The following is a 13996-nucleotide window of genomic DNA, read 5'->3' on the forward strand; positions in this document are numbered from 1 at the left end:
TAGTTATGTACGGGCTGATTACCGTGATTCACTAAGCAACGAATCGCACTTCCCTCAGCTATTGACTTGCATAGGTGGTTAGTAGCGCTAGTGAAATCTGAACATGAATGGTATTACGAAGTCAGCAAATCCACACCACAACAAGCATTGATGGCGTTACGCGAGGCTTGGAAACGTTGTTTTAACAAAACGGCTGGTCATCCATTGTTTAAGAAAAAAGGTAAGCGTGACTCTTTCACCTTGGAAGGTACTGTCAAAATTCTAGGTAATAACAAGATTCAAGTGCCTGTGATTGGTGTCCTTAAAACTTATGAGCGATTGCCACAGGTCAAACCAAAATCTATAACAATTAGCCGCGAGGCAACAAGATGGTTTATTAGTTTTCGGTTTGAGGTAGAAACACAAAACTCAGAACATATAGACGTTGTAGGTGTTGACCTTGGTGTTAAGTCTTTGGCTACTTTCAGTACTGGCGAGGTAATCGTAGGCGCAAAATCGTACAAGAAGTATGAAGCCAAGTTGAGCAGGATGCAATGGTTGAATCGTCATAAAGTTATTGGTTCGGCTAACTGGAAGAAAGCACAGTTACAAATTGCTAGGCTTCACAGAAAGATTGCCAACATCCGCAAAGATACGTTGCACAAACTCACAACACTACTGGCTAAGAACCACGGTACAGTAGTCATTGAAGACCTCAACGTGTCTGGAATGTTGGCGAATCGCAAACTGGCTAAAGCGATTGCTGATATGTCGTTTTTCGAGTTCCGACGCCAGTTAACCTACAAGTGCGAACTGTACGGTTCTAAACTTGTCGTAGTTGATAGATGGTTTCCATCTAGTAAAACTTGCTCTAACTGCGGAACCAAAAAAGAAACACTTACCTTGAACGAGCGAGTGTTTGAATGTTCCGAATGCGGTTTTGTCATTGACCGCGATTTAAACGCTGCAATCAATTTGTCTAAAGCTGCCAGTTAGGCAGTGATAGCCTGTGGACTGGATAACGCCGACGTTACCAGAATGAAGCAGGAAGTAAACAAAGCCCAAGGTAAATATTTCCAGCGATGGGTAACTTTGGGTAGGCTTTATATAACGGCTGTGGCGGCATAGGAATGAACTAGGTTTTCGGTATTTTCCTTATAAAACTATTCTTCCAGACGGGCAATTACACAGTGCATAACTTTAATTTCTTTAACAATTCGATCTAGTTCTATGGATAGAGGAGTTTGTTCTCGAACGGCTTGTAATGTGGGAGTTAAAGTGTTGGAATTTGTGGCAATTTCTGATAAACGAGCGGTATGTAGCTGTTCAATTTGGTTGTGAATGGCTTCAAGATAGCTATCCAGCGCTGGTAATGGTTGGGGTGGCTGTCCTTGTCTAAGGGCATCTGCTAAGTTTTCCAAAATTTGGATAATGGTATCGGCAAGTGGTTTGAGTTCAGTAAATTGGTACTCACCACTGAATTCCCGCAGATGTTCTGCCAGAGTTGTCACCGAACTGAAAAAGCCACGAATGTATACCATCAGCGTCATTACAGGTTCGATTTCTCCCTGGACGTGACGAGGTTCGCTGAACAATCGTTGAGCGGCGGCGGTAGCATTGACGTTTTCTAATGCCGCTTGATGGCGTAGCATATTGATAGAATCAGCAGATGCATCCTGGTGTGGATGGAGATAGTTAGCAATGACCTGTTGAAAGTAGGTAAGATTTGCTCGAATGGTCTTTTCCAGTTGTGCAGGAAGTTGGTGTCGTTCCCAACGGGGAAAAAGCAAATAGCTGCCAAGCACTGCTAAAACACCCCCAACTAGGCTATCAACGATACGCAAAACTCCAACTTGCCAACCACCTGCACTAATAAGATGAAGTAGCAAGATGATTGCAGGAGTGAGCAGTATAGTGAATATGTTATAGCTTAATGGTCGCACTGACATAGCAGTAAACACGAGCAGCAGGAAGCAGACTGCGATCGCCAAAGAATTCTTAACTAATAAGACCAGAATAATCCCAATAATTCCACCCAAAATAGTACCGATGACTCTTTGTATTGTTGTCTCGGATGTTCCACCATAGTTGGGCTTAAGCGCAACTAAAGCTGTTAGGGTTATCCAGTAACCTCTAGGTAGTTGCAATAGTGAAGCAAGTAATTCAGCCAGGGTTGTGATCAGTGCTAGGCGCAACGCATGACGAAACAAAACTGAATCAAAAGTAAAGTTATTCCGCAGTGTATCAATAATTGTAGAACGCTCTGACTGTGCTGGAGGGGAAATGTCTCGCTGGGCAATGCTACGCTGTTTTCCCTGTCTTAAATCTGTAACAATTTCCGCGTCAGTATAAATTTGCTGTGCCAGATTTTTAAGACTGGCTGTAATCTTTTCAAGGTTGAGTAGATCGGAATATTCATCAGTCTGAACATTTATCTTTTGATTGAGGACTTGAGAACGTAGAACCTTGTACTGATGTTCTAGTGCTTCAACCGTCCGATCCAGATCCCCCAGGTGAGATGAGTTTTTTCCTTTGGCGATCGCTTTTGACAACATTTTCAAAGCAATTGCCAACTGTTGTATGACTTGCTGAATTTCTTTGTGTAACCGAGAAAATAGTTGATGTTCGGATGCAATCACCAACAGTTCCCTCAGTGCTACAACAGAATTCACAATTTGATTGACATCCTCAATCAACAACAGTAAGCTATTTCCCCGCAAATCAGCTCCTTTTTGCCTAGTCCATATAGCTGTCCAGACGCTACGGGCAGATGTCAAATCTTGAATAACAGTATCTTGCGCTTGCAAAAATCGCTGTTTCCACTCCTGACGGTTATTTGGATTTAATGTTCTCTGGCTTGCCAAGTCTATAAATTTACTCAACGAGAGATAACAGTTAGCGACTACCTCCATTGCAGGTACGTTAGGACGCACCACCCATACTCCTAATAACAACACAGTTGTCCATGTTCCACCAGCCAGACATAGCGCGCAGTGTTGAATAAGAGTAGAGAAATTGGAAAATGAAGCAAATTTAGCAAGCGAGATCACAAACATGATCGAAGTCACCAAGCTAACAGATGCAGCCACGCTGCCATACAATCCTGCTAAACCTGCTATAAATATCACAACGAACGTCGTTGGAACTGCTAACCAAAGATGACTGCTAACCAGACTCGCGATCAGGAACACCGTAGTCAGCCCCACAGTGGCTGCTATCATAGCAGTTGCTCTCTGGCGATAGGTTCCGTCAACATTTACCATACCAACGAACCAAGCTGCCATAGTGGCGATCGCACTCGTAGCAGCATGACCTGTAATCACTCCAACTCCAATCGGCACACCCAGTATAATAAGGCTACGCAATCCAGAGAAAATCGCGGGCTTACCTGGCTTGAGTTGAAACTGCTGCAACAACCAATTGAAAGGACGTTTATCTGTAAATGGCATTTATTAGGCTGGCGATTGTAAATGAAAAAAGTACAAAGCAGAGCGCCTCTTACAGAATTTTATCCACATAGAACTCTGTAAAGGAATATGCCTTTGAGGTGAATCAGCTTTGACACTCCCCGCCCTAATATAGCGATTGTCATTTGAATCACATACACCACCACCAGTGTAATGAAAGTGTATGCACTTTCATTACACTGGTGTATTGCACGCAACCGAGAAACGCTATATTCAAAATTTGTGCCATTGATGAAGCTGCTATAAGGCTACTTATACCATTTCACGAAAATTCTGATACAAATGATTAATCTCTAATTCTTTCCCCCTGCTTCCTATTTGTATAAACGTTAAAGTGAAACAGTATTAGCCAAGTTGATTGCTAATGCTCAGTTGCATTTTACCAGTAATCCTGAAGCAGAAAAACTCAGAGCTATAGCTAACGATTCCCAAGTGATGAAAGACTTTATTAGCAGTTAAGTAGAACCACCAAATAAAACATAAAATACGTGGTGTCATAAACCCGGTTTCTTTAAGAAACCGGGTTTATAGATTTTACGTTTTTTTATGTTGACCTACTTATTACTACACTTAGGTATTCTTCGGGAAGGAAGTAATTTTTAAAAAACTCATAATAAATGTAATGGTTGTCACATGATATTTGTTAAATGTGAATCAAAGCTTATTACTAATAAATTGAAAGTTAATAATACAGAGGAAAACTCAAAAAAATGAAATTTTATACAATAAAAGTAATAAACTGAGCTTATTTAAAGTGCAAAAATAGCTGATACCAAAACACAAGTGAGGATGTTATGACTCAATACGATTATATTGTCATTGGTGCAGGTTCAGCAGGCTGTGTCGTCGCCAATCGTTTGACACAAGACGGTAAAACAACTGTGTTGTTGCTGGAAGCAGGCAATCCGCCTAACTTACCAGAACACGAAGTTCCTCTAGGTTGGATCAAACTCTGGGGTAGTGAGATGGATTGGGCATATTTTACAGAAGAAGAACCACACCTCAATGGGCGCAAAATCTACTGTCCGCGTGGTAAAGTCCTGGGCGGTAGTAGTTCGATCAACGCCATGATCTACATCCGAGGCAACCGTCATGATTACGATCGCTGGCAAGAGTTAGGTAATCCTGGTTGGAGTTACCAAGATATATTGCCATACTTCAAGAAGTCTGAAAACCAGCAATGGGGAGCATCCGAGTTTCACGGTGTCGATGGGGAGTTGAGCGTTAGCGATCCAATTGCCCCAGCGGTGACATCACAAAGATTTGTAGAAGCTGCCGTCGCACTTGGCTACGAACGCAATCTCGACTTCAACGCAGAGCAACAAGAAGGCGCAGGACTGTATCAATTAACCATCAAAGATGGTAAGCGACACAGTGCAGCGGCAGCGTTTTTAGTACCTATTTTGGATCGCCCTAACTTAACAGTTACTACTGGTGCGTTAGTGACTCGGTTATTATTTGAGGGGACGCGCACAGTTGGGGTGGAATACATACACCAGGGAACGATACACCAGTCCTTTGTGAACCAGGAAGTGATTCTTTCTGCTGGCGCGTTCGATTCGCCCAAACTGTTGATGCTTTCTGGAATTGGGAATGCAGAACACCTGCGAGCGCTCGACATTCCCGTAGTTGTTAATTTACCTAGTGTTGGTCAGAATCTTCAAGATCACCTTCACGTCGCTGTGGCACATCAAGCCACCCAGGATCTGCCGCAACCTGCCTCAACCAGCAATATCGCGGAAGCTGGATTGTTTCTGTATACTGAAGGTCGTTTAGATGCTGCGCCAGATTTACAGTTTTACTCTGCTCCTGTATTGTGGACACATCCTGCTTATGCCCGCGAAGGTTCGGGATTCGCAGCTACAGTGTGTGTGACTAATCCCCAAAGTCGCGGCAGTGTCAGTCTGCGTTCTGCTTCCCCCAATGATTCACCGATAATCCGAATGAACTATCTCCAGAGTGAATCCGATGTGCAAAAGCTAGTTGCAGGAATTAAAATTATCCGCCAGTTGTTTAACTCAAGTATATTTGATGAGTTCCGAGGCGAGGAAGTTGCTCCTGGTGCCAATGTAACTAGCGATGAAGCACTGCGAGCTTATATCAGAGAAACCTGCGACACTGTATACCACCCTGTCGGCACTTGCAAAATGGGAACTGACGCCGATTCAGTTGTAGATCCCGAACTACGGGTACATGGTGTTGAGGGGTTGCGAGTTGTGGATGCATCAATTATGCCAACCCTCACTACGGGAAATACGAATGCACCCACAATTATGATTGCCGAAAAGGCAGCCAATTTGATTAAAGCCGCAGGACGTGTTTTAGAGCAAGTGTCTTTAAAAACTGCGTAGACAAGGGAGCGCTGTCTCACCGAGTCTTGCAGTTCCTGAAAAAATCATAGTACAGGTTGAGCTAAATAGTTCAAATCTCCCTTTTTCGTCAATTCCGTAAAAAGTCAGGTGCTACTGGGATTTAGCATAGAAAAAGAACAAATTTTGTATTTTTCGTTTCACTTACACAGGGAAATTAGCAGTGCTACCAAACAAGCGCCCTCCTACTGAATCAACTCAACGTTGGACTTTTTCTCAACTCTTCGGACGAGCAAGACGTCATCCTTTCATGATTTCACGTTGGGTTTTAAGCTGGGCTATTGTGGGAACTTTTTGTGGTTTATTTGCTGGGCTGTACTGGAATATTCTAGAACTGATGACTCACGGACTGCAAAGATTTCAGGGTTTGAGTCTTTTGTTAGTCATGCCATTAGCCGGTTTAGCCATTGGTTTAGTGATTCATTTCCTTGGTAATCCTGGTGAAATTGCCGTTGTTGTCGATAACATCCATTTTCGGGGCGGACGGCTGGATGCTCGCAAAAATCCTTCAATGATTCTTGCTTCCTTAGTTAGTATATCAGCTGGCGGCAGCGCCGGACCAGAAGCACCACTGGTACAGGTTACAGGTTCTTTTGGCACTTGGGTAGCTGACCGTTTAAGACTCGAAGGTGAAGATGTCAGATCTATGAGTTTAGCAGCGATGGCTGCGGGTTTTACTGCTTTGTTTGGCGCACCCCTTGGTGGTGCAATGTTCGCCCTAGAAATTTTGCACCATCAGCATATTGTGGAGTACTACGAAGCGCTGATGCCAGCTATTGTTTCAAGTTGCGCAAGTTATCTCGTCTTTGCAGCTATTACACATTTGGGAATTGCACCAACCTGGCATTTTCCCCAGTACCACCTAGATAGCATTGATGATTTAGCTGTAGCTATCATGTTTGGGATTGTAGGAGTCGTGGCAGGATGGATTTTTATGGGCATTTTTCGCGGATGTGACCGAATTTTTGCCTTGATTCCTGGACCAATTTATCTACGCACAACCATAGCGGGGTTGGGATTGGGCATTTTAGCAACTTTCTTACCTCTCACCCGTTATTTTGGACATGAGGAGTTAAATGAGGTTGTTAATCAAAGCTTTCCTGTTATTTTCTTATTTACACTTGCCTTAGCTAAAATGGCTGCCATTAGCATAACTGTAGGTGGTGGATGGCGCGGTGGATTTATCATTCCGTTATTTTTCATTGGTGCTTGTATTGGTAAAGCTGTCGCAGCCTTGATTCCTGGACTCAATCCCACCCTTGCCATGATTTGTACAATGGCGGCTATCAATGTATCTGTCACACGCACACCTATCAGTACAACCTTGCTACTGTCAAAATTGACAAATTTTAGTCCTTTGACTCCAATTCTGTTTGCCAGTCTGATTGGATTTTTTCTTGCTCCTAAGGTACCCTTTATTGCTTCTCAACTCAAGTCTGAACAACAAACAGTGATCACTAATCAATAATTTAGTTATTAGATATCAATTAACAGCTTAAAAACAGCTTAGCATAGCTGCTTACTGCTTACCGTACAACCCAGAAAAGGGCAAAAGATGCTATAATTGTATCAGATTATAGCAGTGATTCAGCAATAACTGGGAAAAAAAATCATTTTTTCCCAGTAAAAAGCCTAAAATTTGCAATTTTTGGAGTTTTTTGGGTTATGACAACCTCTCAGGAGAGGATTATCCCTACTGACCTGCGGATTGAAATGTCCCGGTCATATTTGGAATACGCAATGAGCGTCATTGTAGGTAGGGCACTACCAGACGCCAGGGATGGTCTGAAACCTGTGCATCGTCGCATTCTCTACGCAATGCATGAACTCGGGTTGAGTGCCGATCGCCCCTTTCGTAAATGCGCTCGTGTGGTAGGGGAAGTGTTGGGTAAATATCACCCCCACGGCGACACAGCAGTCTATGACGCTTTGGTGCGGATGGCGCAGGATTTTTCCATGAGATCTCCCCTGATCGCAGGGCATGGAAATTTCGGTTCGGTAGACAACGATCCACCAGCGGCAATGCGATACACAGAATGCCGCTTGGAAGCTTTAACCAGCGATGCTCTTCTGCAAGATATCGAATCGGAAACAGTAGATTTCATCGACAACTTCGACGCTTCCCAGCAAGAACCAACAGTCTTGCCAGCACGTATCCCGCAGTTGCTGCTCAATGGCTCCTCTGGGATTGCCGTGGGTATGGCAACCAACATCCCCCCGCATAACTTGGCTGAATTGATTGATGGGTTGGTAGCACTAATTCAAAATCCAGAAATAACCGACATTCAGTTAATGCAGTATATCCCCGGACCTGACTTTCCTACTGGAAGTCAGATTCTAGGGATGACAGCAATTAAAGAAGCTTATACGACCGGGCGCGGTTCAATCACCATGCGCGGCGTGGCTACAATTGAAACAATTGAACAGCGTGGACGTCCTGACAGAGACGCAATTATCATCACCGAATTGCCTTACCAAACCAACAAGGCGGCGTTGATAGAAAAAATCGCCGAAATGGTCAACGAAAAAAGGCTCGAGGGAATTGCCGATATTCGGGATGAAAGCGATCGCGATGGCATGCGAATCGTTATAGAACTCAAGCGTGATGCTTATCCCCGAGTTGTCTTAAATAACCTCTACAAGCAAACGCCACTACAAGCCAACTTTGGGGCAAACATGCTGGCGCTGGTGAATGGCGAACCCCAGATACTTACCCTGAAGAACTTTTTGCAAGTCTTTTTGGATTTCCGCGTTGAAGCTATTACCAGACGCACCCGTTACGAACTGCGTAAAGCCGAAGAACGTGACCACATACTGCAAGGTTTGTTGATTGCCTTAGGGCATTTAGATGAAATTATTAACTTAATTCGCCACGCACCTGATGCACCAACAGCCAAAGGCGAGTTGATGACAACCTACGGACTTTCCGAAGCGCAAGCAGATGCAATATTGCAAATGCAACTGCGGCGTTTAACAGCTCTAGAAGCAGACAAAATCCGTCAAGAACACGAGGAATTGCAGGCAATAATTGCTAACTTGCAGGATATCTTGGCACGGCGAGAGCGGATTTTAGAAATCATTCAAAACGAAGTTACGCAACTTAGGGAAAAACACGCCACACCTCGCCGCACGGTCATTTCACCCCTGGAAGGAGAAATTGATGAGCGTGACCTCATAGCCAATGAAAAAGCTCTGATTCTGCTGACTGAGCAAGGTTACATCAAACGAATGCCAGTGAATACCTTTGAGGCACAAAGCCGTGCAACCAGAGGCAAAGCAGCTGCCAAGATGAAAGAAGATGATAACGTTGAGCATTTCTTGACTTGCTGTGACCATGACAGCGTTCTATTTTTTAGCGAACGAGGCGTTGTTTACTGCCTAAAAACGTATCAAATCCCCATTAGTTCCCGTACCAGTCGCGGCACACCAATTGTGCAAATGCTACCCATTCCCAAAGAGGAGAAAATCACTTCAATTGTCCCTGTTACAGAATTTAGCAGTGATGAGTATTTGGTCATGTTGACCAAGGGTGGCTATATCAAGAAAACCGAGTTAGCAGCGTTTAGCAACATTCGTGCTAACGGCTTGATTGCCATTTCCTTGGAAGAAGGCGACCAACTCCGTTGGGTGCGACGCGCCAGAGTTGAAGACAGCGTGATCATCGGTTCCCGTCGGGGTGTAGCAATTCACTTTAGATGCGACCACGAACAACTGCGTCCTTTGAGTCGGGCAACTCGTGGGGTGAAATCCATGAAACTCAAGAAAGAAGATGAACTAGTAGGAATGGATATTCTCCCCGCTGCCATTCTTGCCACTTTGAATACAGAAACAGAACCCGAAATTGAGGAAGTCGAAACGGAAGAGATTGAAAATGAAGAGTCTACCGAAGTTCCAGCCAACGGCAGTATAGGACCTTGGGTGTTAGTGATTACAATGGGAGGATACGGCAAGCGCGTACCAGTTGCCCAGTTCCGTCTGCAAAACCGTGCTGGTCAGGGTTTAACAGCAACTAAGTTCAAAAATCGTAAAATCAAAGACCAGCTCGCAACTCTGCATATTGTCAACAGTGACGATGAAACTATGATGGTTACCAGTCGCGGTATTATCATACGTCAGGCAGTGAATGCGATATCCGTCCAATCGCGATCAGCAACAGGAGTACGAGTGCAGCGTCTAGACGAAGATGACGTGATCACGGGAGTGGCAATAGTTCCCCCCGATAGTGGAGATGCAGCAGAAGCAGAGTAAGAAGCAGGGGAAACAGGGGAACAAGTTTACCAACTTGATCCCTTACATAATTGCTCTATGTAGTGGAGTTTTGATGGGACTGAGTGTTGCACCTTTTGGTGCATGGTTCTTCGCATGGTTCTCCCTTGCTCCCCTGTGGATATTAGTTATTCGTTCTGCACAACGCAAAAACCTATCTCCCTCCCTCACCCTCGCCCTTGCCTGGGGTATTGGATATCACGGAATTGCCCTATCCTGGATTACCGGGATTCACCCGATGACTTGGATGGGTGTTCCTTGGTTGGCAAGTTTGGCGATCGCCCTTTTTTGCTGGCTATTCATTACCCTTTGGGGAGCTGCATTAGTGGCGAGTTGGGCAACAGGAATGCGAGTGATTTCTCGTTCTATTCACAATGGCTTGGCGCGTGTCTTAATTGGCACAGCTTTATGGTGTGGATTAGAAGCGCTTTGGAGTGCGGGACCTCTTTGGTGGAGTTCTCTTTCTTACACTCAAAGTCCGCATAATCTTGTTATTTTACACCTTGGTCAACTTTCTGGACCTAGTGTAGTGACAGCTGCTATTGTTGCAGTGAATGGCTTAATTGCTGAAGCTTTCATAAACCGCCAAGACGCAGAGAACGCAGAGAAAAACTTTATTTTCTCCTCTGCGTTGTTGGCACGGCAGGTGCTACAACGGGGGGAACCCCAACGCCCTTCGGGTTCGCAGTCGCCTAGGTCGGGAGACCCTCCTGCAGCGCTGTCTCACCAGATCCCTCTGTCGGGAAACCCTCCTGCAGGACTGGCTCCGCAACGCACTGCCTCGTCTATGTCCTGGGGACACCCTGCGCTAAAGCGGTTCGTTTATTTATCAAGTGCTACAGCACTCTTGATCACTCTCCACCTCATCGGATTTGGTTTATACAGCCGTCCTCTTACCCAACCAGCAGAAGCAGCACTAAAAGTGGGGATTGTTCAGGGAAATGTCCCCAATGAAATCAAGCTTTACCCCGAAGGCTTTCGTCGCGCCATTGAAGGTTACACCACCGGATATTTGAAACTAGCAAATAAAAATGTAGATGCAGTACTAACGCCAGAAGGTGCTTTACCTTTTTTCCAAAATCAAGTTATACGTAGTTCAATGGTTGCAGCAGTGCGGGAAAAAGGTGTGGTTGCATGGATTGGCGGTTTTTACAAACAGGGAACCAGCTATACAAATAGTTTATTTACAGTCGCTGGCGACGGTGAGATCAAAAGTCGCTATGGTAAAGCAAAGATGGTTCCGATTGGGGAATACATTCCGTTTGAATCAATTTTAGGTGGTATTATTAGCCGTTTATCGCCTTTGGATGAACATCAAGTTCCTGGTTCGCCAAATCAGCTATTTGACACACCTTTTGGTCGGGCTATTGTTGGTATCTGTTACGAATCTGCGTTTTCTGGGCAATTTCGCCGTCAAGCTGCAGCGGGTGGGCAATTTATATTGAGTCCTTCAAACGATGCTCATTACAGTGCAGCTATGCCAGCGCAGCACCACGCACAGGATATCATGCGGGCAATAGAAACTGATAGATGGGCGGTACGGGCAACTAATACAGGATATTCAGCTTTTGTTAATCCCCACGGCAAAACAGTGTGGATATCTGGACATAACACGTATGAAGTGCATGCAGAAACGATTTATCGACGACAAACTCAAACTTTATACGTGCGTTGGGGTGATTGGTTGACGCCGTTATTGTTGGGAGCGGGAATATTAGCATGGTTGATAGGTATAGTTCAAAATAGTTGAGTTAAGGATTGATCCTCCCTAGCCCACGCCAGTCGCTACAACGGAGGGAACCTCAACGCCAGATGCCTACGGAGGGAAACCCCTTCGGGGAAGACCTCCGGTCTCGCTGCGCTAACGCCAGATGCCTGGCTGTCGGGAAACCCTCCCGCAGCACTGGTCTCACCTCCTGCAGCACTGGCTGCGCAACGCGCTGGCTCTCCTTAAAAAGGAGGGAACTGAGCAAGCTTTTTAACTCTGTTGGGGGATCTTAACAAAACTAAACACTACTAACAGCAACCCTATTGGGTTATAGTTCGATAAAGTTGAGTTGAAAACAATTGTAGGTAGGCTAAAGTGGAGTTATAATTCGACGACTTTTTGCTCATTGCTGCCTTGGATAGCCGCTTGTATGATAGGCATCACATTAATTCCGTATATTTACTGCAAATTCAACTCAGTATGTATAACTCCCGCACGCTCATGACGGGCTGACAGTTTAACTATACCACCTTGAGGCGCACGCACGACCCATTCTACCTTTGCTCTGTCTTGGGTAGAGTCTGCATGTCGCCTAATCGGAGCTGAGGGTTTATAGGCGCGTCCTTCTAATTGACCCAACTCTTCACGCAGCTTACCTGTCTCTAAAGTTGCACCAACAGGCAACTCAATTTTGCAGATACAACCTCGTACCAGCTTTTGCTCTAGAGCTTTTTCGGTGATGTAGGTGGGTAGCCAGCCTGTATTATGTACAACTAGCCTTACTCGATAAATACCATCACCCAAGCTGTGGACACTAGCTTCGTAAATCTCCAAGTAGGGAGAGATTAATAAATGCCACACTAGCCAGTCAGGAAAACGGGCAATTTCCTTCTCCAGAAATTCTGGTGGTGGATTTGACCAAGCATACATAGTATCCCAACCACCCAGTTCAACTGAACCAAGTTGGGGATGGTCGAATGGATACCATTCTACATAGCCTTTTCCTCCTAATTTTTCGTCGCTCCACTGTAGTAGCTTGAGGTCATCTTCTAAGGGGTGTTCAGTTTGCCATTCAATATATTTGTACTCAGTAATACCGGCTTGGCGCTGTGGACTCCAAACTTCTACCGTCCAACCAAAGAGACCTTGGTGTTCATAAACCCAGTCGTGGAAAGTACCGCCGATAACCTGTTTGGGGTGATAACGAAACTCATGAAATCCAGAAATAGCAGGGTACTGAGTTAGCTCAGTACCCTTTCTGCCGATGCGTTGGTAAGTACGCAAGTCTTTAACAGGTAATTCCTCATCGCTCTCATAGCTGTAGGGGCGTAATAAAACACCACTGAAGGTGTGGAACGTAGTCGCTCCTGTGATGTTTGGATGAGTGCTGATAAATTGTACAAGCGTTCGCACCTCCGGCTCAGATGTAGGATAAGAACCAGATCCTGCCTGTTCATGGTCTTGTCGCCACATATTGGGAAAATTGCGGTTTAAGTCTAACCCCTGCTTAGTAGGCTGGAGGTGAATTTGGACTCCATCGTAATTTTCTATACGCCCTTCTGGCAGCACACGGTAATACTGACCACCTGTTTCTGTTGGTTCACGGGGTACTAATAGGCGTGGTTCAGTTGGGCAGATTTTCCAGACTCCGTTGGGATCAGGAATTCGCATCATCAATATGCGGTGATCGCCATCTATATCTTCAACGATTAAACCGTCGTCACCTTCCTCATCATAGGGATAGGGACGGGTACTGGAGCGAATAAATTTCGGCGACTTCGCCAATGCCAACTCAGCTCCATCAGGGTTAACGCGGGGGCAAATGTAGAAGGTGCGTGTGTCAAGACAACGAGTGACATCTGGGTGAGTTCCGTAGCTTATTACTAATGTTTGTAGCAAGTACAAACACACACTCGACGCTGCCACTTCTGCAGCGTGGATATTGCCATCAACCCAGAAAGCAGGCTTTTGACTATCCAAACCTGTGGCAAAATTGGTGACTGTAAGCAGCCAAATGTCACGATTTTCGTAGCTCTTGCCAATGCTTTCAATACCCACAAGTGTGGGAAATTCCTGAGCATAAGCATGGAGGATACGTGTTAAATCTTCATAACCGTAATATTTATCGAACCGAACGTCTGGCATGGTAAAACAACGTTGTAACCAGCTAATAATTACGCATTTAACTGCTCATTTCATATTATGCA

General features: G+C 45.0%; 7 protein-coding genes. 5 read left to right on the forward strand and 2 right to left on the reverse strand.

Annotation, left to right across the window (positions count from 1 at the left end; genetic code table 11):
• Positions 1-90: 90 nt before the first annotated feature.
• Entirely contained in the window at positions 91-975 is an 885-nt protein-coding gene (locus AC5JM2_RS02520) for an RNA-guided endonuclease InsQ/TnpB family protein (protein WP_495833339.1), read from the forward strand.
• 167 nt (positions 976-1142) lie between these two features.
• Here AC5JM2_RS02520 and AC5JM2_RS02525 read toward each other — a convergent pair whose 3' ends face one another.
• Complete coding sequence (locus AC5JM2_RS02525; RefSeq protein ID WP_495833340.1) at positions 1143-3428, reverse strand: FUSC family protein; 2286 nt, start codon at positions 3426-3428, stop codon at positions 1143-1145.
• A gap of 812 nt (positions 3429-4240) precedes the next feature.
• On the opposite strand from AC5JM2_RS02525, the gene AC5JM2_RS02530 reads away from it, so the two are divergent.
• The 4 genes from AC5JM2_RS02530 (at position 4241) to lnt (ending at position 11831) form a co-directional block, all read left to right on the forward strand.
• A complete protein-coding gene (locus tag AC5JM2_RS02530; RefSeq protein ID WP_495833341.1) occupies positions 4241-5797 on the forward strand; it encodes a GMC family oxidoreductase in 1557 nt (518 codons plus the stop codon).
• Positions 5798-5978: 181 nt separating this feature from the next.
• Positions 5979-7283, forward strand: a complete 1305-nt coding sequence (locus AC5JM2_RS02535) for a chloride channel protein (protein ID WP_495833342.1) — start codon at positions 5979-5981, stop codon at positions 7281-7283.
• A 197-nt stretch (positions 7284-7480) separates the two neighbouring features.
• The gene (gene gyrA / locus AC5JM2_RS02540) at positions 7481-10063 is read left to right on the forward strand and encodes a DNA topoisomerase (ATP-hydrolyzing) subunit A (RefSeq protein ID WP_495833343.1); all 2583 of its coding nucleotides are present in this window, start codon (positions 7481-7483) and stop codon (positions 10061-10063) included.
• Positions 10044-11831 carry an apolipoprotein N-acyltransferase gene (gene lnt, locus AC5JM2_RS02545; RefSeq protein WP_495833344.1) on the forward strand — a complete coding sequence of 596 codons (1788 nt, stop codon included), beginning with the start codon at positions 10044-10046 and terminating at the stop codon, positions 11829-11831. The genes gyrA and lnt overlap by 20 nt, the downstream gene beginning before the upstream one ends.
• A 417-nt stretch (positions 11832-12248) precedes the next feature.
• Here lnt and AC5JM2_RS02550 read toward each other — a convergent pair whose 3' ends face one another.
• On the reverse strand, positions 12249-13934 hold the full coding sequence (locus AC5JM2_RS02550; protein WP_495833345.1) for a M14 family metallopeptidase: 1686 nt from the start codon (positions 13932-13934) through the stop codon (positions 12249-12251).
• Between the last annotated feature and the right edge of the window lie 62 nt (positions 13935-13996).

Source organism: Brasilonema angustatum, from assembly GCF_059505445.1.

Coding starts and splice junctions, on each gene's coding strand:
- AC5JM2_RS02525 (WP_495833340.1), bottom strand. CDS start 3,428: ATGCCATTTACAGATAAACGTCCTTTCAATTGGTTGTTGCAGCAGTTT.
- AC5JM2_RS02530 (WP_495833341.1), top strand. CDS start 4,241: ATGACTCAATACGATTATATTGTCATTGGTGCAGGTTCAGCAGGCTGT.
- gyrA (WP_495833343.1), top strand. CDS start 7,481: ATGACAACCTCTCAGGAGAGGATTATCCCTACTGACCTGCGGATTGAA.
- lnt (WP_495833344.1), top strand. CDS start 10,044: ATGCAGCAGAAGCAGAGTAAGAAGCAGGGGAAACAGGGGAACAAGTTT.
- AC5JM2_RS02550 (WP_495833345.1), bottom strand. CDS start 13,934: ATGCCAGACGTTCGGTTCGATAAATATTACGGTTATGAAGATTTAACA.